The following is an 18,363-nucleotide window of genomic DNA, read 5'->3' as shown; positions in this document are numbered from 1 at the left end:
AAACTGAACATCATATGAAAACGCAAGAGAACTTTGTATTACTCGCCGACGCTTATAAATATTCTCACCATAAATTATACTATCCCGGAACCACTAAGATCTATTCTTATCTCGAAAGCCGGGGTGGACAATTTGATGAAACCACCTTCTTTGGGTTGCAATATTTTCTGAAATATTACCTGGAAGGCCAGGTGATCACCAAAGAAAAGATCGATGAAGCAGAAGAATTTTTAACCCAGGTATTTGGAAGGACCGATGTATTCGATCGCAGTAAGTTCGATTACATCCTGGAAAAATACAATGGCCGGTTACCGGTTCGCATAAAAGCAGTACCCGAAGGAACGGTAGTACCCGTTAACAATGTGCTGATGACCATCGAGAATACCGACCCTGAATGTTTCTGGTTATCGAACTTTTTAGAAACCCTGTTGATGCAGGTTTGGTACCCCTGTACAGTGGCAACTGTATCGCGCGAGGTAAGAAAGATCGTAGAGGAATATTTTGAAGAAACCGCTTCAGAAGAATCAAAAGCAGGCATTGACTTTGTGTTGAACGACTTTGGTTTCCGCGGGGTAAGCTCTGTTGAAAGTGCTGGCTTAGGTGGCGCGGCTCACCTGATCAGCTTCAGGGGCAGTGATACCCTGATGGGGAGTATGATGGCAAAAAGGTATTACGATGCACAAAAAGTATATGGCTTGTCAGTACCGGCTACCGAGCACTCGGTTTGTACCCTGTTAGGCGAAGAAGGCGAGCTGGAAGTATTCAAACACATTTTAAAAACTTTCCCCACCGGGGTGGTAGCCTGTGTATCTGACTCGTTCGACATCTTCAGGGCCTGCAGCGAATACTGGGGAACAGAATTAAAAGACCTGGTATTAAGCAGGGATGGAGTATTGGTAATTCGTCCGGATAGCGGCGACCCTGTTTTCACCCTGCTGAGAGTGTTTGATATTTTATTTACCAAATTCGGCTATACCATCAATAAAAAGGGGTATAAAGTATTACCCCCACAGGTACGCGTGATCCAGGGTGATGGAGTAAACGTACCGGCCATCCGCAGCATTTATGGCGCGTTGAAAGTAAATGGCATCAGTGCCGAAAACCTGGTGCTGGGTATGGGTGGCGCCTTATTACAAAAGGTAGATCGTGATACACAAAAATTTGCCTTTAAATGCTCTTATGCCGAAATAAATGGTAAACCAGTAGATGTACAGAAACACCCGGTGGAACTGGATACCCATGGCAAACTGGTACAATCATTTAAAAAATCAAAAGCCGGACAATTAAAATTAATTCGCACCGATGAAGGCTTTCAAACCGTAAGAAAAGAAACCCCCACCGGATATGAGGACCAGATGATAACGGTGTTTGAGAATGGTGCCATCATGAACACCAGCAGTTTTGAAGAGATAAAGGAAAGGGCGGTTGTTACGGCGGTGCAACTGATATCGTAAAAAAAGAAATTATGAGACAAAGCAGAAGAATTGAAATCGCAAAAGATACACTGGAGATTCTGGAGAAAGGATTTTACAATAATAGCCAGGGCGAAAAAGTAGACCTGACGCTTATCCAAAAGAACGCAGTAGATAACACACAGTTGTTCAAACCTGAAGCGTTGGAAACGCTGTTGAACAACACAAAAAAAGAAAACAGCTTTCAAACCCAATACGAAGTAACCAATGAAACCACGTGCGACGCAGCCCGCCGCCTGGTAAGTGAAGGGGTGCATGATGTAATGGCGTTGAACTTCGCTTCCGCAAAAAATCCGGGAGGTGGCTTTCTCGGTGGTGCGCTGGCCCAGGAAGAATGTATAGCCCGGGCAAGTGGTTTGTATCCCAGTTTGTTGACTGCGATGGAAGGGTATTACACCTATCACAGAAAGTTGGATACGGGTTTGTATTCCGATACGATGATCTATTCCCCGGCAGTGCCCATTATAAAAGATGAGGACGGGCAGACGCTGAATGAACCGGTATGTGTAACTATAATTACCTCGCCGGCTGTGAATGCAGGTGTTATCATGCGCGATGAAGATGGTAAAGCCGATAAGATAATTGCCGTGATGCGCGTACGGATTGAAAAACTGTTAGCGCTTTGCTTGAACAAGCAACACACCACACTGGTGCTGGGCGCCTGGGGTTGTGGCGTATTCAGGAATAACCCGGCAGACATTTCCCAATTGTTCCTGGAGGCGCTTACCGGAAAATTCGCCAACCAGTTTCAACGGGTAGTGTTTGCAGTGAAAACAAATAAAGAGGAAATGATAGAGCCGTTCAGAAGAAGATTTAACTGGCAGCCAAAGGAATAGCTGTAACGGTATATGATCTGTAAATGAAATAAGATGAAATATTCAATAGACTGGTTAAAAGAACAAATAGCAAAAGGAACAGAAGTGAAGTACTATTTCTTCTGGGGTCATACACCCAAAATTCCCGGGGCAACGGATAAATCCTGTTTGAGCCAGTGGTTTTCTGCAGCCTTTACGGTAGAGGGCATTGTATACCCAACGGCAGAGCACTGGATGATGGCGGAAAAAGCCAGGTTGTTTAAAGATTCAGCAGCATTGGCTGAAATTCTGAAAACGCCAAAACCAGGCACCGCAAAAGCATTGGGAAGAACCGTTCGCAATTTTGATAAAACAATATGGGATGCGAAAGCTTATCATATTGTGGTGGAAGGCAACGTGCATAAGTTCTCACAGCATGAAGCAATGAAGAACTTCCTGATGACTACCGGCAACACAATAATAGTAGAAGCAAGTCCGCGTGACTGCATCTGGGGTATAGGCCTGGGTCAGGATAATGCAAAAGCCCAGAACCCGCATACCTGGCGGGGAAAAAACTGGCTGGGTTTTGCCCTGATGGAAGCACGCGATAAATTAAAAGCAAATTAATGAAACCATACCCTGTTCACGGCGCTTTATTCGGACTGGCTATTGGCGATGCACTAGGTGTACCAGTTGAAATGATAAAGCGGGACGTATTGAAACAAAATCCTGTTATGGATTTCACTAACTATAATGGGCCTGATGACTATAAAGGGCATAATCAGCCACTGGGTACTTTCTCCGACGATAGTTCCCTCACGTTTTGCCTGGCCGAGTCATTATGCCATGGGTACAACCTGGATGATATAGCAGCGCGGTTTGTGAGCTATTTTTTTGAAGGTTACTGGACAGCCGGGGGGACCGTGTTTGGGGTTGGTAAATCAACCGAAGACTCCATTAGCCGGTTACGGGATGGTGTATCCCCGAAGGAGTCAGGTAATTATGATGTGAATTGCACCGGCAATGGCTCATTGATGCGCATGCTGCCTTTGCTGTTTTATATCCGGGATTATCCTCTACAAACGCGCTATGAGTTAGTTAAGGAAGTTGCCTGTATAACCCATGGAAGTTATCAAACAATACTGTCTTGTTTTTATTTCCTGGAGTTTGCCCTGGAATTATTGAATGGAAGTGATAAGCAAACGGCTTATGCCAATGTCGCGAAAAATGTGTCAGCATTTATTGCGCACCTCGATATTGGTCAGAATGATAAGGAGGTATTGAAGCCATTGATCGGTGAGGATATTACAAGTCGTAGCGAAGATTCAATTAACACCATTCACCATGCCCGGCACACCATTCAGGCCGCTATGTATTGTTTTATGAAAACAAACAATTACAAAGAAGCCGTATTAACGGCCGTGAACCTGGGTGATGATGCCGATACCACTGCAGCGGTAACAGGCGGGTTGGCTGGTTTATATTACGGGTTTGACTCCATCCCTGAAAAATGGATCGAACAGGTACAAAGAAGCAATGAAATAAGAGACCTCTGCGACCGGTTATCGAAAGCAATAGGTCTGTAAAGTGAAGTTTATGGAAAAACAACTAAAACACATAAGTAAATTTTTGAGCCTGGTGCTACGGCATGGACCAGAGCAGATAGGCCTTACCCTCGACGAAGAAGGATGGGCCGATGTAGCAGAACTGATTGAGAAAATTAATAAGAAAGGTATTCGTCTTGACTTTCCCATGCTGGATACAGTAGTAGAAACAAATGATAAAAAGCGGTTTGCTTTTAACGAAGATAAAACCCGCATTCGTGCCAGTCAGGGACATACTATAGAAGTAGACCTGAATCTGCCACCGCAGGCGCCACCAGCGATCCTGTATCATGGTACGGCAATTACCAACCTGCCCATTATTAAAGAGAAGGGATTGGTTAGAATGGAGCGGCAGCATCTGCATTTGTCAGCAGAAGAAGGGACCGCCAAAAACGTAGGCGGGCGACATGGCAAACCGGTAGTGCTGGTTATTCAGGCCCTGGCTATGTATGAAAAGGGCTTTGTTTTTTACCTGTCGGCCAATGGGGTTTGGCTAACCGATCATGTGCCGGCTGAATTTATTGAATTCTAAAAACAACGTATGACAACGAATCCTGTTCATGGGGCTTTATTTGGAGTGGCTATTGGCGATGCATTAGGCGTACCGGCTGAGTTTAAAGAACGTCGTGTATTGCAGCAGGATCCTGTAACTGACTTCATAGGTTTTAAAAGCCACAGACAACCACCGGGTACTTTTTCAGATGACAGCTCACTCACATTCTGCCTGGCTGAATCATTATGCCTTGGTTACGACCTGAGCGATGCCGGCAAACGTTTTGTTAGGTGGTACGATGAAAACTACTGGACGGCAGGCAACGAAGTGTTTGATGTTGGCATGACAACCAGCAGGGCCATCGACCGGTTGCGAAGAGGGTGTAAACCTTACCTGGCAGGTGATTTTGAAGAAGGCGCTAATGGCAATGGGTCTTTAATGCGCATCATGCCTTTGTTGTTTTACATCCGTGATTTTGACCTGGAGAAAAGGTATGACATCATTAAAGATGTTTCCTCCATGACGCATGGACATATCCGCTCGGTGATTGCCTGCTTCTATTACCTGGAGTATGCGCTGGAATTGTTGAAAGGCAGTGATAAGTATACAGCTTACGCCAATACCGCCAAAACGGTTTATGAGCACATCGTAAAAAGACAAATTGCAAGAAGTGAAGTGGAGGAATTTACGGCTTTATTAAAAGAAGATATTTCAAAAAAAGAGGTAGAATCCATTCCTTCCTGGGGTTATGTGATGAATACCCTGCAGGCTTCCATGTATTGTTTTTTGAATACCGGCAATTACAAGGATGCCACGCTGATGGCCGTTAACCTGGGTAACGATGCAGATACTTCCGGGGCAGTTACCGGCGGACTGGCAGGTTTGTATTATGGGTTTGATTCCATTCCCGAAAAATGGCGCAAAGGAGTTAAACGAAGCAATGACATAAATGACCTGTGCGATCGCCTGGCGAAAGCCATGGGTCTGTAGCATTTTACCAGGCCATTAAACCTTTTCCTCCTTCGCCTGTTACTAATGAATGTCTTTACAATTAAGTATCCTTGATCAAACCCCCATTCGCCGGGGAAGCAATGCAGCTGAGGCTTTGCAGGAATCTATCGAGCTGGTTCGCAAGGCAGATGAATGGGGCTATACCCGCTACTGGTTAAGTGAACACCATAATACTATTACACTGGCCGGGGCTGCGCCTGAGATCCTGATTGCGCGCCTGGCATCGGAAAGCAAACGCATCCGTTTGGGATCAGGCGGTATTATGTTACCCAATCACAGCACGTTAAAGGTGGCGGAGAATTTCAAATTGCTGGAAGCGCTGTATCCAAACCGGATCGATCTCGGTGTGGGCCGGGCGCCTGGTGGCGACCGCATCACGGCACAGTTATTAAATCCTTCCAATACATTCGACCCGCAGGAATATATTCAGCAGATCAGTGATCTGCATGACTTCTTAACCGACAATCCCAATTACAATAACATCCAGGGTAAAGTACGGGCCATCCCGCAAATTGATACGGTGCCCGAAATGTGGATGCTCACAAGCAGTGGCGAAAGCGCTTACCTGGCAGCCCATAGCGGTATGGCCCTGAGTTTTGCGCAATTCATCAATCCTGTTGGTGGTAAAGAAGCCATGGCTATTTATAAACAACGGTTCAAACCATCGGCACAGTTGAAAGCGCCCAAAGCAAGTGTGGGGGTATTTGCTTTCTGTTCTGAAGATGAACAAAAAGCAGCGCAGGTTCAGGCCGTTATGGATTATCGCTTATTGAGTTTTGAGAAAGGCCGGTATGATGAGATCCCCACATATGAAGCAGCCAGTAAATATAAATACACGGAGGGGGAATGGCAACGGGTATTGTTTAACAGGCAGCGTACTGTTGTAGGTACTCCGGATATTGTAAAAGAAAAAATTACCTCCCTGGCGGCAGAAATGGAAGTGAATGAAGTTATTCTTTCCACATTTACAGAAAGCCAGAAAGACCGTTTTAGCAGCTATGAATTATTAGCTAAGCTATTTAATCTAACTGCCAATACGAATAACAAGCAGGCGTAATATTACTGGCATAGTATTTACAGAACAAGATTAGCTGCCTTTAACGGGCAGCTTTTTTATGTTATATAATTTGCAGAAGCATTGCCAATTCTGCAATCACGTATTATTTTTAAGCCCAAACAAAACGGTTTCACAGACTGTTTTATCAATCTAGTCGTATTAGTTTATATATGAAAATTAAAGCAATTATAACAGGCGCATCGGGAATGGTAGGGGAAGGGGTTTTACATGAATGCCTGTTGCACCCTGATGTAGAAGAAGTGGTGATAGTAGGCCGTAGAACAGCCGGTTACACGCATCCAAAATTAAAAGAGATAATACATCCTGATTTTTATGACCTAACGGCTATTAAAGATCAGTTGAAGGGCTATAACGCCTGCTACTTTTGCCTGGGAGCCTCGTCTATTGGGATGAATGAAAAGGACTATCATCATGTTACTTATGACCTTACCATGCATATGGCAACCATCCTGGCCGATCAAAATCCGGGCATGACCTTTTGCTATGTGTCTGGTTCCGGTACCGATAGTACGGAACATGGTAAAATGATGTGGGCCCGCGTAAAAGGACAAACTGAAAATGACCTCATGCGTCTCTCCTTCAAGGCGGCTTATATGTTCAGACCGGGTTTTATGCGTCCAACCAAAGGATTGAAACATATCTTAAAGGGCTATAAATTCCTGGGCTGGTTGTATCCTGTATTTAAGGTGTTGTTTCCTGGTAAGGTATCTACTTTACAGGAGGTAGGCTGGGCTATGATAAACGTGACCTTAAAAGGATATGAAAAGCAAATCCTGGAAGTAAAGGATATTATCAAACTTGCTCATACCGCGTAATAAAAAATCCCGCCTGGGCGGGATAAAAAAAGCATTGCTGCTTTTTGTTTTTTCTTGATTGCAGTTTCACAGTGATTAGGGGTTTCTCAGGTGGAGTGTTTAGTTGAACAAAATTTCTTATTGGGTAATCAGTATTTTTTGAGTGTGTTTAATGTTGTTGAGATACACGTTCAGGAAATAAACTCCGTTTGCCAATTGAGGCAGGTGTAAAGAAATTATATTTCCATTGAACGCTGGTTGAACGGGAACTTTTACGCCCATATAACTTATCAATTCCACCCGTGTTTGTTGCGGTAATACATTGCCGGGGAAAGCAAGCTGGAGCTGCTGCCGGGCTGGGTTAGGACTCACCATAAAACCATTGTTGTTAAACGCATCCCCATTTAGTTTCACCGATATTATTTGCGTATAAGTGATCGTGTTATTGGCTTCCACTTGTTGTATCCGGTAATAAGTTACGGGGTAGATCGGGTTCAGGTCCTGGGTGGTATATTTTTGCGGGCCGGCATTACCGGTAGCATTGATGGTTTTAACAGTTTCCCAGTTACTGCCATTGGCCGATCTTTCGAGAATATATTTATCTCCGGCATTTTCCTGCTCTGCCGTCCAGCTAATAGTAGCTGTACCGTTGGCATTTGGTGAAGCTGCAAAGCTGCTTATTTTAATGGGCAGGGTACTGCATAAAGCCGCTGCTGTTAGCTCAGCGGTTACGGTGTAAAAGCCTGCCGGGTTGTTTTGATTATTGTAGGAAGTGGAGATCCACGCGGCGCTACGGGTACTGTTCGATACCCTGAACTCATCAAAGGTGCCATATAATCCCTCATCAGTGCCATATTGTGACCGGCCAAAATAATTCGCATTGTTAGTGCCGAGGCTATTGGGTGTAAGGGTAACGGTGTTAGTAACATCAGCCACCCCATCATAATATAAGACCCCGGTAGTAGTTCCTGCATTGATGGTAACAGCAAAATGGTGCCAGGCGGCGGTACCGGTTGAAGTAGTGGAAGACAATCGTTCTTCACTACCGCTGTTATTGATGGTGATGGCAAAACGTTTTATGCCTGCTGCGCCGGTTCCGGTACCCATACTGGTTGTAAGGAACATATTGAATTGAGTGTTTCTCCCAAAATCAAAAACGCGTTCCCAACTGGTAGCTACCGTTTCAAGATATACCCAGCCTTCAAACGTAAAATTGGTTACCCCGGTAAACATGCCGGTTGGTAATTGCAGGTACTTGATGGTGCCGGAGCTTGATTGCGCAAATGGAGTATTATCTAACCGCCGGCTATCACCGATCTTACTGGTGCCGCTGGTACTAAGAAGGTTGGTGGTGCCGGTATTGGTCAGGTTCCTGGCGTTGGAGGTGCCATCGTTGACACTGTTATTAAAATGCCATACACCCATATAATTGGCATCCCAAACCGCGGTAGAAGAAGGATCGGCCACTACACCTGTTTTCCCATAGTACATATGTATTACCTTGTTAGTAGCGGCAGCAAGTGCCGGCAACTTTACCCATGCCACATACTCACCTGTGGACGCGGTATATTTTTCCAGTTGCATGGGTAAAACAGTACTGCAATCCTGCAAGGTGAATATAACATCATATCCATTTGCATTTTGAAGCCGGCCGCCAGCGAATGCGGTAGTTTTTAATGCAGGATCAGTAAAACTGATCAATACCGGAAAATTGCTTAATGCTCCCGTGATCTGGGAACCCTTGAGCGTGATGGCTTTACCATAAGTATACCCCGCAGGTTGTGCAGTTAGCCGGGTATTCAAAAGCAGCGTTGTTGGCACGAGTAGACAGAAGAATCCCTTCTTCAAAGTGCTATTCGTTACTTTGAATTGTATCATACCTTAACCATTAAATTAACTTCTGCTTGTTACGGATTCACTTGTATCGGGGCTGGCGAAGTCTTAAGTTATAACCGCATCGATTGCAAAAAAATTGCATGAGTGGAAAAGAAATGTAAGGGCAAACCTGTATTATTTGATAAATGTCAACGTCTATATCAGGGTAGGGGTTTTATTCTATAACGCATTAATTATTAGCGGTATGTGATAGTATATATAATCTTGTATATGTGAAATGTGTTGTTATATACACAATTAATATATTCAAATTTTATGCATTCCTTTCAGTAAAGGCAAATGCCTGATCCTTTGACCACATGCCTTATATACTGCATTGGCAAGGGCAGCTGCAGCCGGCCCCTGGGCCGCTTCTCCGGCTCCCATGGCCTTTTCGGTGGGTTTATCCAACACCACTACTTCTACTTCGGGCACCTGGCTAAAACGCATTATAGGATAGCTGAACCAGTCGCGGCTGGTGATGCGTTGCGCATCAAACTGAACCTGTTCCATAATGGTCCAGCTGGCAGATTGTATCAGTCCGCCTTCGGTTTGGTTCTTCAGGCCATCGATATTAATAACCTCGCCGGAATCAATGACTGCCCACATCTTTTTTACTTCGATATTGTTTTCTTTGGGATGAACCGTTACCTGGGCTGCCACGGCACAATACGAAGCGTTGTTTTTATACCGGGAGAAAGCAATGCCTATACCACTATTGGCGGGAGGTTGTATAGAAGCGATCAGCTCCTGCAATTTGCTGAGCACCGCAATGGCGCGCTCGTCCTGTAAATGTTGCAGGCGAAACGTGAAAGGGTCTTTCCCTGCTTTTTCTGCCAGCTCATCCATGAAGCATTCAATGGCAAAAATATTCCCATAGGCGCCCAGGCTGCGTAAGGCCGAAGTGCGTATAGGGCCATTGAAAATATGCGCATTCACCCGTTGGTTAGGAATGGTGTAATAGGGTTCGGAATTTCTATAAGCGCCAGCGGGGTAACCCGGCTTTTCTGTCAAAGAGTTTTCCATATACTGCGCTGCCAGCAGGTTGTTGGGCGCACCGCCGGGTCGAATGCTGTGGGTGTCGCTCCACAATTCGTATTGCCAGCTGTTGATCTTCCCTGCCCCGTCCAACACCGCTGCTACTTCCATTACCATAGCGCTGCCAAAAGGTTCCCAACCATGTTCATCGCCCCGTGTCCATTGTAAACGGATGTGTTTACCGGGATAGACCATGGCAAGCATTGCCACATCTGCCGCCACATCATCGGCGCCATTATGGCCATAACAACCAGAACCGGGCATGCCGGTAACATGTATTTGTTCTTCAGGTATCTTCAGCATTTTGGCCAGTGCACTGCGTAAAGGAAAGATCCCCTGCGAATGCGACCATACGTGTAGTTGTTGATCCTCATAGAGAGCTATGGCGCAGGAGGGACCAATGGAACCATGCATCAAATAAGGTCTGAAGTACTTCGCTTTTATCCAGCCTGCATTGTCAGCTGCAATAGTTCCGGTTTCGTGTACCTGTTCGGTTTGTGCAGGTAAGGTTTTTAAAAAGGCTGGAAGGTCAGTTCCTGCAGGTAATTGTGCACCGGCCGACCATTTGCTGTGTTGTTGCAACCAGCGTTGTGCCTGTATGGCCTGGTATTCTTCCCGGGCTATGATGCCTGCAAAACTGCCGTTCACTACCGTTTTTAATACACCCGGAAAGGCTTTCATTAATCCTTTTTCATCCAGCTGCTGTAATGTAGCTGCATAGGCGGGTGGCCGTACTATACTGGCATATACCATTCCCGGGAAACGCAGGTCCTGGATATAATGCTGTTCGCCCCGCACCATGCGAGCGATATCGCTACGGGGGATAGCCTTGCCTACCAGCGTATATTTTTCTTTGGGTTTTAAGGTAACTGGCGCCTGTACTTTATCAGTTATTTGTTTACCGTTTAACAGCTGGTTAAAAGTAACGGTCTGGTTGCCCGAAACAGTACTGATCTTTCCTTCTTTGATGGTTAACTGTTCAACAGGAGTGTTGAGTTGTTGCGCCGTCAGCTCCAGTAGTTTTTGCCGGGCGGCTGCGGCTGCAAAGCGAACGGCCATCGCGCTTTGTTCTATTGACCCGCTGCCTGCTGTATAACCTTCGTCGGGAGTTCGGGCTGTATCGGCCAGTATTACTTCTACTTTATTTACATCGTGGTCCAGTTCTTCTGCTGCTACCTGGGCAATTGCGGTGCGTATGCCCTGGCCCAGTTCCAGCTTACCGGTAAAAATGCGGATCTGTCCGTTGGCGAGCACTTCCAGCCAGGCATTGATGTTGGGATTTCTTCTCAGGCTTTCGGGTAACTCCTGTACCATAGGAGAAGGGAGATCCATGAAAGAAGGGTTCAAACTAAACCCAATGGCCAGGCAACCTGTATTCTTTAAAAAATTTCTTCTGTTCATAGCCTTTACCGTTTTGCGGCTGCTGCCCGTTTTACTGCTTTTATGATCCGGCTTTGCGTGCCGCAACGGCAAAGTGATCGTTGCAACCCGGTGCGGATGTCGGCGTCGCTGGGGTGTGGTTGCTCGTTAAGGAGCGCTACCGCTGAGATCACCATGCCATTCAAACAATATCCGCATTGGGCCGCCTGCTCCTGTACAAATGCTTCCTGTACGGGATGCAGCGTGTTGTCTTTCTGCACCAGCCCTTCCAGCGTTACAATTGTTTTGTCCTGCGCTGCAGCTGCCGGTAACATACAACTTGGTTCGGCTTTGCCATTGAGCAGTACCATACAGGCGCCGCATTGCTGCAACCCACAACCATATTTAGGGCCGTTCAATTGCAGCTGGTTCCGTAAAACATACAGCAATGGAGTTGCCGCATCCACCTGTAGCGTATGCTTTTGGCCGTTCACGTTTAATTGAATGGTGGTGTTCATACCTATAAGTTAAGGAAATTAACCTTAAATGGAGTAGGTCGTGATGGCGCGGGGAATGTTACAGCGGGTAGTATTAAACAGACATTAAAATATTACCGGCTTTAGCGCCTGTAGCTGCAACACGTACAGGGCTAAAGCATGGCCGGTAATGAATGTTCAATGAATTGATTAGATGGTAAAGGCTATTGTGCGCACCTTCTCAGTGAGCTTCTTGCGGGCTCGCATCGTTGGTTATTTTTTTGTCTTGCAGTAATCCGTTCGATTTTACCCATAAAGTGAGTGAAACCAGGGAGGTGAAAATTAACAGGCTCGATAAATTAACCTCGCCTTTTAAATACAATACTGCGCTTATTACACTAGTAATGACAATGCATGTCAATTCCAATAGCAGGTAGAAGAGTTTCATATGGTACCGTTGATTTTATAATGAATGAATACGAATACGGAATTGCTTATCAGTGCATACTGATAACATACCAATACATTGGTTAATCCCAGCGATAATTGGAATTGATTAAAGTGTCAGGTGACGTAAGGAAATTGGAATTCGTGTTAGGGGTAATAAATGTGCAGGGAAATAATAGGTGCTATGTACCATACAAATTTGGCAAGCAAATTTTAATAGTGCAAGCTTTTGAGGGTTCTTTCCTTAAATATTTATTTTTTGTATGGGGAAATTATTCAGGGCCAGGTATTCGGCCCATTGCAAACCGCCTGGTAATTGGCAGTCGCTGAGCTCAAGGTGAATAACCCTTCTTTTAGTATTGTTCACGGTACGGTTGCTGGCGTGTAATAACAGCGGCTGCATGATCATAATACCACCGCGGGGCACACTGCAAACCACTTCTTTTTCTTTGCTCCAGTCAATGGTTTCAGGCCGGTAAATGCCTTTCCGGTGTGAACCGGTTACTATTTTCAAGGCGCCATTGTTTTTATTGGTATCGTCGAGGTGGAGGTGTCGAACTTATTGATGGTATCAAGAATGGCTGTTATTTCTTCTGCGGTAAATACGTCGTTGATGACCGCATAGCCTGATGACTGTAATGAATCCATGCTCCGTTTTTACAACTGAATAATATTATAGATAGGCACAGGCGGGTCGAACGACTGGTTGTCTTCGTTTTGGTTGTAGATCTTTGTCACAATGTCCATGCCTTTTATCACTTTACCAAAGGCGGCGTAGCCCTGTTTATCGGGATTGTTCTCGCCGCCATAATCAAAACCGGGTTGATCGCTTAAGCAAATAAAGAATTCGCTGGTGGCGGTGCCAGGAGCTAACCGCGCCAAAGAAATAGTACCTTTTTTATGCAGGAGATGTGTTTGTAATGTGCTCTCGTGTGGTATACCGGTTAAAGTATCATGCACTTTAAACATCGATTTATACATGCCGCCCTGGATCAGTTCGGCCTTATCGGCATTCGAAGGCTGGTTGTCGTCATTCAGCACGCGATAAAATGAACTGTTTTTGTAGTACCCCTTTTTAATATAAGCAAGAAAGGCCTGTACTGTTTTAGGCGCCTGATCGGGATACAATTCCAGTTCTATCTCACCCTTGCTGGTCTGGATCTCAATATGCGGGTTTTTATACTTTGGCGAACAGGCTCCCATCAATAAGCTGATGGCTAAAATGAACAGATATTGGTTGCGCATCGATGCATTTTTAACAATGCAATATAGAGTTTATAGGCTGATTGTTAAAGAAATAATAACCCGCTGTTAACGATCTCCCAAATGAACTGTTTTACTAAACCACGAGTAAACTGTAAGAACAGTACACCTTCTTATAGATGACCACTTTTTGTTCACTTTAAAACACCAGGTCATGAAATCTTATTTACGCTTAACCGTCTTATTGATTGCCATTACTTCATTTGCCAGTTGTACTAAGGTTGGAGTTATTGTAGATATACAACCTACCATTACCGGTTCATGGGTGCTTACTGATGCTGCTGAAAAAGATGCCTATGGTTGGACTTCTGTGAGCACCGGTGTGGAAAACGGGGTGTTTACTTTTTATAGCAATGGACAAGCCACCTATGTTGAAAATGGTGCTACCCTTAAGGGTACCTGGAGCATGAATGCCGCTACAGGCGGATACTATGACGAATCAGGTATTTACTATACCAATTCACATCAGAATATGCAGATCCACGTATCAAACTATAAAGGAGATGATGTGATTGATATGGCATTTGATAACGTAGCAATTTATCCCAACTCTTTTGTAGCAACTAATTATAACAACCACACTATTGGCCGTTACAAGTTCAGTAGATACTAATTGGGTTCAATTCCGTACTATTTTGAAGGGTTATAAAGAGAAGAGCCATCCCGCTAATACCGGAATGGCTCTTATTATTTTACTGGCCGTTGATTAATTTATAACCGACGGGCGTTTAGGTTGAAACTCCTGCTTCCATTTTTCTATTTGATTCAATAACTGGTAGCTGGAAAGAATATCCTGTGCAAATGGCGCTTGTCTGTTTGACAGGTCGCCGGCTTTGCCTTGTGTCAGCAGAAAGGCGTTGTTCAGTATTTCTTCTTCCGTTTGGCTGCCATCGCCCAAAGCGCGATAATACTGCATTTGTTGTTGCAGGTCTTTCTTCAATGAGGTGGCGACCTTGTTTGCTAAGGTCCAGTCTTCGGCCATATAACAGGCTTCCAGGAACTGAAGTGAGAAGATATTATGCATGTTGCCCCGGTTGGCGGTGAAGCCATAAGGTACATTGGATTCGTTCACGTGCTCATCGTAACGTTCCAGGATCCTTCTGGCCTCTTCTTTTCTGCCGGCCTGGGCCAGGTTCCGGGCTATTTGTGCATGCGCCAGTTTAATGGTGTTCAGGCGGCGGCGGTTCTCCTCATCAAAATAAACGCCTTTTTTACCGGCATTGCCATAACCAAATCGTTGCATCACGTTGTTATACGCTACATCGAGATTTACCCCGTTGCTGTTTTCAACAGGCACCAGTTGATAGGTAAGCCCGTTCAGCCGGGTATATTTATCCAAACCCAGGTCTTGCGCCGTGCCCAGATTGGAGAAACAGACAGGCCGTTTCCACTGATTCCCGGCAATAACTGCCAGAATAGCCAGGTCGTTTTTGAAGAGATAATTCTTACCGGTGAGATCGATGTGTAAAGAGTCAACTACTTTATCGCCGGCATGGATGGTGCCATTGGCGGTTACGGTCTTCAGATCAACCGGTACGCTGAATTTTTGCGTGGGATACAAACTATAGGCATCTCCATCTTCTGATGTAGTGGTGAATCGCGGGTCATTGCCGCCTACTACATTTTTAAGCACATCGTACAGATCATAGTATTTGTATTTATCATATCCGGGCGTGGGGTTGTAATAGATCACGTTCAGTTTATCTCCGGCTACCTGATCGGGCCGGAATACTACATTGAAGGGGGCGCTGTTATTTACTTTGTATCGCAATTGATCTATGCCCCAGTCGGTACCAATAAGGGTACTAACCACTACACGCACATCTTTTCTAACCCCTTCCACTTCCTGTGCATACCACAGGGCATAAGAATCATTATCCTCTGCGGTAAACAATATGGCGTTGGGCGGACAGCTATTCAGATAGTTCTTTGCGAGGTCGAGCGCAAGGGTTTTTTGGTGGCGGTCATGATCGTCCCATTCCTGCTGGGCCATCAACACCGGAACGGCGAGTAAACAAAGCCCGGCTGCCAGGTAGGCGGCTATTGGTGGTTTGGTAAATTTTTCCAGCACCTGTTTCACCCATAGTACACCCAGCCCAATCCAGATACTGAATGCATAGAACGAACCTACAAAGGCATAATCCCGTTCCCGCGGCTGATAACCTGCCTGGTTTAAAAAGAGCACAATGGCCAGGCCGGTAAAGAAGAACAACAACCCGTTTACCAGTGCATCGCGACGGCTGCGTTTGTACTGATACACCAAACCGGCAATGCCCAGTAACAGCGGCAGCATATACAACCTGTTGTAGGCTTTATTGGTAATGTGGGCGGTGTCGGGCATTTTTTGCTGATTGCCAACCATCACGTTGTCGATAAAAGAAATGCCGCTGATGAAATTACTATCGCGTGGGTTGCCAAAACCCTGCAGGTCGTTTTGCCGGCCAACAAAATTCCACATAAAGTAACGCATGTACATCCAGCCGGCCTGGTACCTGGTAAAGTATTTTATATTATCAGCCATCGTAGGCGTTTCACCTACCTCCAGGTTGGCAAACTGGCGATAGCAGTCTATTTGTCCGCGGTCATTGCTGGCATCGTACATACGGGGGAACAGGTGAGCACCAGGGGCCGCACTCCAATCCTGTACATAGCGGCTGCCCGCCACTTCATATTTTTCTTTCCCTCTAACATATTCATCGCCTGCCTTGGCGTAAGGTGTTTTCTCAGTGAAATCAGGACCGTACACAATTGGCCAGTCGCCATATTTTTCCCGGCTTAAATAACCTTCCAGGCTAATGGGGTTATCAATATTGTACATATCAACGCCCGGGTTGGCGTTTGATCTGATCATAGTAGTGAGATAAGTAGAATACCCAAGCAACATAAAAGCACAACTCCACAAACCGATAGTCAGGTATTTCAATTTTCTTTTATTGGCTACCCGTATGCCCCAGGCAATAGTAGCGGCTATCAATAAAAAGAAAATGGTAAAGCCTGAAAAGAACGGCATGCCCAGTTCGTTGGTGAAATAAACGTCAAATGCGCCGGCGCCCTTAACAGAATATACAATAATGAATTTCATCACAAAACCCGTGATAGCGCAGCCGGTTAAAAAGGCCAGCATGGTATTTCGCCGGGTTACTTTAAACCGTTTGAAATAATATACCATAATGATAGCTGGAATGGTCAACAGGTTCAACAGGTGAACGCCAATGGAAAGCCCCATTATAAAGAAAATGAACACAAGCCATTTATCGGCGCCGGCTTTTTGCGACTGCTGTTCCCATTTTAAGATGGCCCAGAACACCAGGGCGGTGAAGAATGAAGAGAGGGCATATACTTCCCCTTCCACGGCACTGAACCAAAACGAATCGGAGAAGGTGTAAGCCAATGCGCCCACTGCACCGGCGCTGATGATGCCGAAGACAGCCTGTTTGCTAAGTGGCTGATCGTTCTTTTGCACCAGCTTGCGTGCAAAGTGAGTGATGGTCCAGAATAAAAACAGGATGGTAAAGCCGCTGGCAATGGCGCTCATGCTGTTAACTGCCATGGCTGCTGTGTGTGGACTACTGCCAAACAGGATAATAAAGAACCTGGCAATCAGGATAAACAGCGGCGCACCGGGTGGGTGGGGAATACCCATGGTGTATGCGGTTGAAATAAACTCACCGCAATCCCATAAGCTAACGGTCGCTTCCATCGTTAGCAGGTAAACAGTACAGGCGATAGCGCATACTGTCCACCCTGCCAGGTTGTTCACTTTGTTGAAATTCATTGTTATGGATTTAAAGTTTATGACATATATATGGTTTATAGAATATACACATAACGGTATGACCTGTCAGGTGTGCTTAAACATCTTGCATTATTAAGCTTGCTATGCACACCTGACAGGTCAGTTCTTTATACTTTAATCCCTTTCCTGATCTGGTAGACCTTAAATGTCGAATATATTTTCAGAATTGTATTTTCGGGTTTAATATCATTATCCTATAGAAACGTTAATTATTTCAGCAGGGCCCTTATTAGACATATGTGAATAAACAAATAAGTACCCCATTTATAATGGCATAAATTTTTCATTTGCTGTTAAACAACCTTCCATTATGAAATACGCTATACGTTGTTTAACGGTAGTAGCCATGCTGCTAATTGCCGGTAGCTATAACAGTGTTCAGGCACAAAAAGTATTTTTCGTGTTTGCACATGGGCAATATGCTTCGCCGCTGCAGGCCAAATTCAAACACGATTATAATTATGGAGTGGGGGCTGAAGCAGGCGCTGGCATTAATTTGGGCTCCAAAACATTTTTAACCGGAACCGTGGGTTATACAGTCTTCAATGCACCCTCCAAAGAAATAGGTAACATTATTTATGTTCCTGTGAAGCTGGGATTCCGCAAGTATTTTTTACCAACCAACATGTTGTTCATTCAGGCCAACGCCGGGGTGGCGCAAATAAAAGATAAAACCTACAACTCAACCTCTTCCCGCTTTAGCGGCGATGTGGGCGCCGGTGTAAAGTTAGGCCCGTTTGAAATGGGTATGGCCCTGGATGGTTTTGCCAGGGAAGGAGCGGGCTATGCTTCGTGGTTGGCGTTTAAAGCGGGCTGGCATTTCGGTTTATAGTTGATAGAGTTGACATAAACATAAAGCCGTG

17 protein-coding genes are annotated in these 18,363 nt (G+C 45.3%); 10 read left to right on the top strand and 7 right to left on the bottom strand.

What is annotated here, in order from left to right:
- Positions 1–14: 14 nt before the first annotated feature.
- From NIAKO_RS28940 to NIAKO_RS28905, 8 genes are all read left to right on the top strand, one after another.
- Complete coding sequence (locus tag NIAKO_RS28940; protein WP_014222021.1) at positions 15–1,454, top strand: nicotinate phosphoribosyltransferase; 1,440 nt, start codon at positions 15–17, stop codon at positions 1,452–1,454.
- A gap of 11 nt (positions 1,455–1,465) precedes the next feature.
- Positions 1,466–2,308, top strand: a complete 843-nt coding sequence (locus NIAKO_RS28935; RefSeq protein WP_014222020.1) for a TIGR02452 family protein — start codon at positions 1,466–1,468, stop codon at positions 2,306–2,308.
- A 33-nt stretch (positions 2,309–2,341) separates the two neighbouring features.
- The gene (locus tag NIAKO_RS28930) at positions 2,342–2,893 is read left to right on the top strand and encodes a riboflavin biosynthesis intermediates N-glycosidase (protein WP_014222019.1); all 552 of its coding nucleotides are present in this window, start codon (positions 2,342–2,344) and stop codon (positions 2,891–2,893) included.
- Entirely contained in the window at positions 2,893–3,852 is a 960-nt protein-coding gene (locus tag NIAKO_RS28925) for an ADP-ribosylglycohydrolase family protein (protein WP_014222018.1), read from the top strand. Before NIAKO_RS28930 ends, NIAKO_RS28925 begins: the two co-directional genes overlap by 1 nt.
- Before the next feature lie 10 nt (positions 3,853–3,862).
- Positions 3,863–4,402, top strand: coding sequence for an RNA 2'-phosphotransferase (locus tag NIAKO_RS28920; RefSeq protein WP_014222017.1), 540 nt, complete (start codon positions 3,863–3,865; stop codon positions 4,400–4,402).
- A gap of 9 nt (positions 4,403–4,411) precedes the next feature.
- Entirely contained in the window at positions 4,412–5,353 is a 942-nt protein-coding gene (locus NIAKO_RS28915; RefSeq protein WP_014222016.1) for an ADP-ribosylglycohydrolase family protein, read from the top strand.
- A gap of 49 nt (positions 5,354–5,402) precedes the next feature.
- The gene (locus NIAKO_RS28910) at positions 5,403–6,431 is read left to right on the top strand and encodes an LLM class flavin-dependent oxidoreductase (protein WP_014222015.1); all 1,029 of its coding nucleotides are present in this window, start codon (positions 5,403–5,405) and stop codon (positions 6,429–6,431) included.
- A gap of 170 nt (positions 6,432–6,601) precedes the next feature.
- Positions 6,602–7,267: an NAD-dependent epimerase/dehydratase family protein gene (locus NIAKO_RS28905; protein ID WP_014222014.1), complete on the top strand. Its 666-nt coding sequence runs from the start codon at positions 6,602–6,604 to the stop codon at positions 7,265–7,267.
- A 117-nt stretch (positions 7,268–7,384) separates the two neighbouring features.
- On the opposite strand, the gene NIAKO_RS28900 is transcribed toward NIAKO_RS28905, so the two are convergent.
- From NIAKO_RS28900 to NIAKO_RS28875, 6 genes are all read right to left on the bottom strand, one after another.
- Positions 7,385–9,049, bottom strand: a complete 1,665-nt coding sequence (locus tag NIAKO_RS28900) for a DUF2341 domain-containing protein (protein ID WP_041347437.1) — start codon at positions 9,047–9,049, stop codon at positions 7,385–7,387.
- Between the two features lie 339 nt (positions 9,050–9,388).
- On the bottom strand, positions 9,389–11,560 hold the full coding sequence (locus NIAKO_RS28895) for a xanthine dehydrogenase family protein molybdopterin-binding subunit (protein WP_014222012.1): 2,172 nt from the start codon (positions 11,558–11,560) through the stop codon (positions 9,389–9,391).
- Positions 11,561–11,565: 5 nt separating this feature from the next.
- Positions 11,566–12,036 (bottom strand): (2Fe-2S)-binding protein, encoded by a 471-nt coding sequence (locus tag NIAKO_RS28890; RefSeq protein ID WP_014222011.1) that lies wholly within the window; start codon positions 12,034–12,036, stop codon positions 11,566–11,568.
- 649 nt (positions 12,037–12,685) lie between these two features.
- A complete protein-coding gene (locus tag NIAKO_RS28880) occupies positions 12,686–12,955 on the bottom strand; it encodes a phytanoyl-CoA dioxygenase family protein (RefSeq protein ID WP_049815631.1) in 270 nt (89 codons plus the stop codon).
- Complete coding sequence (locus NIAKO_RS38785; RefSeq protein WP_014222009.1) at positions 12,952–13,089, bottom strand: hypothetical protein; 138 nt, start codon at positions 13,087–13,089, stop codon at positions 12,952–12,954. The genes NIAKO_RS28880 and NIAKO_RS38785 overlap by 4 nt, the downstream gene beginning before the upstream one ends.
- Positions 13,090–13,098: 9 nt before the next feature.
- Positions 13,099–13,686, bottom strand: a complete 588-nt coding sequence (locus NIAKO_RS28875; protein WP_014222008.1) for a peptidylprolyl isomerase — start codon at positions 13,684–13,686, stop codon at positions 13,099–13,101.
- Between the two features lie 172 nt (positions 13,687–13,858).
- Here NIAKO_RS28875 and NIAKO_RS28870 point away from each other — a divergent pair, with 172 nt between their 5' ends.
- The gene (locus NIAKO_RS28870) at positions 13,859–14,317 is read left to right on the top strand and encodes a hypothetical protein (RefSeq protein WP_014222007.1); all 459 of its coding nucleotides are present in this window, start codon (positions 13,859–13,861) and stop codon (positions 14,315–14,317) included.
- Positions 14,318–14,410: 93 nt separating this feature from the next.
- Here the strand turns inward: NIAKO_RS28870 and NIAKO_RS28865 are convergent, their stop codons facing one another.
- Positions 14,411–17,479, bottom strand: coding sequence for a protein O-mannosyl-transferase family (locus NIAKO_RS28865; protein WP_014222006.1), 3,069 nt, complete (start codon positions 17,477–17,479; stop codon positions 14,411–14,413).
- A 331-nt stretch (positions 17,480–17,810) separates the two neighbouring features.
- On the opposite strand from NIAKO_RS28865, the gene NIAKO_RS28860 reads away from it, so the two are divergent.
- Positions 17,811–18,332: a hypothetical protein gene (locus tag NIAKO_RS28860; protein WP_014222005.1), complete on the top strand. Its 522-nt coding sequence runs from the start codon at positions 17,811–17,813 to the stop codon at positions 18,330–18,332.
- Positions 18,333–18,363: the final 31 nt, after the last annotated feature.

Origin of the sequence: Niastella koreensis GR20-10, assembly GCF_000246855.1 — a bacterium.
GTDB classification, from domain to species: domain Bacteria; phylum Bacteroidota; class Bacteroidia; order Chitinophagales; family Chitinophagaceae; genus Niastella; species Niastella koreensis.
This window is presented reverse-complemented; position numbering and strand designations above follow the sequence as displayed.

Coding starts and splice junctions, on each gene's coding strand:
- NIAKO_RS28915 (WP_014222016.1), top strand. CDS start 4,412: ATGACAACGAATCCTGTTCATGGGGCTTTATTTGGAGTGGCTATTGGC.
- NIAKO_RS28910 (WP_014222015.1), top strand. CDS start 5,403: ATGTCTTTACAATTAAGTATCCTTGATCAAACCCCCATTCGCCGGGGA.
- NIAKO_RS28905 (WP_014222014.1), top strand. CDS start 6,602: ATGAAAATTAAAGCAATTATAACAGGCGCATCGGGAATGGTAGGGGAA.
- NIAKO_RS28925 (WP_014222018.1), top strand. CDS start 2,893: ATGAAACCATACCCTGTTCACGGCGCTTTATTCGGACTGGCTATTGGC.
- NIAKO_RS38785 (WP_014222009.1), bottom strand. CDS start 13,089: ATGGATTCATTACAGTCATCAGGCTATGCGGTCATCAACGACGTATTT.
- NIAKO_RS28875 (WP_014222008.1), bottom strand. CDS start 13,686: ATGCGCAACCAATATCTGTTCATTTTAGCCATCAGCTTATTGATGGGA.
- NIAKO_RS28940 (WP_014222021.1), top strand. CDS start 15: ATGAAAACGCAAGAGAACTTTGTATTACTCGCCGACGCTTATAAATAT.
- NIAKO_RS28930 (WP_014222019.1), top strand. CDS start 2,342: ATGAAATATTCAATAGACTGGTTAAAAGAACAAATAGCAAAAGGAACA.
- NIAKO_RS28920 (WP_014222017.1), top strand. CDS start 3,863: ATGGAAAAACAACTAAAACACATAAGTAAATTTTTGAGCCTGGTGCTA.
- NIAKO_RS28860 (WP_014222005.1), top strand. CDS start 17,811: ATGAAATACGCTATACGTTGTTTAACGGTAGTAGCCATGCTGCTAATT.
- NIAKO_RS28870 (WP_014222007.1), top strand. CDS start 13,859: ATGAAATCTTATTTACGCTTAACCGTCTTATTGATTGCCATTACTTCA.
- NIAKO_RS28895 (WP_014222012.1), bottom strand. CDS start 11,560: ATGAACAGAAGAAATTTTTTAAAGAATACAGGTTGCCTGGCCATTGGG.
- NIAKO_RS28865 (WP_014222006.1), bottom strand. CDS start 17,479: ATGAATTTCAACAAAGTGAACAACCTGGCAGGGTGGACAGTATGCGCT.
- NIAKO_RS28890 (WP_014222011.1), bottom strand. CDS start 12,036: ATGAACACCACCATTCAATTAAACGTGAACGGCCAAAAGCATACGCTA.
- NIAKO_RS28935 (WP_014222020.1), top strand. CDS start 1,466: ATGAGACAAAGCAGAAGAATTGAAATCGCAAAAGATACACTGGAGATT.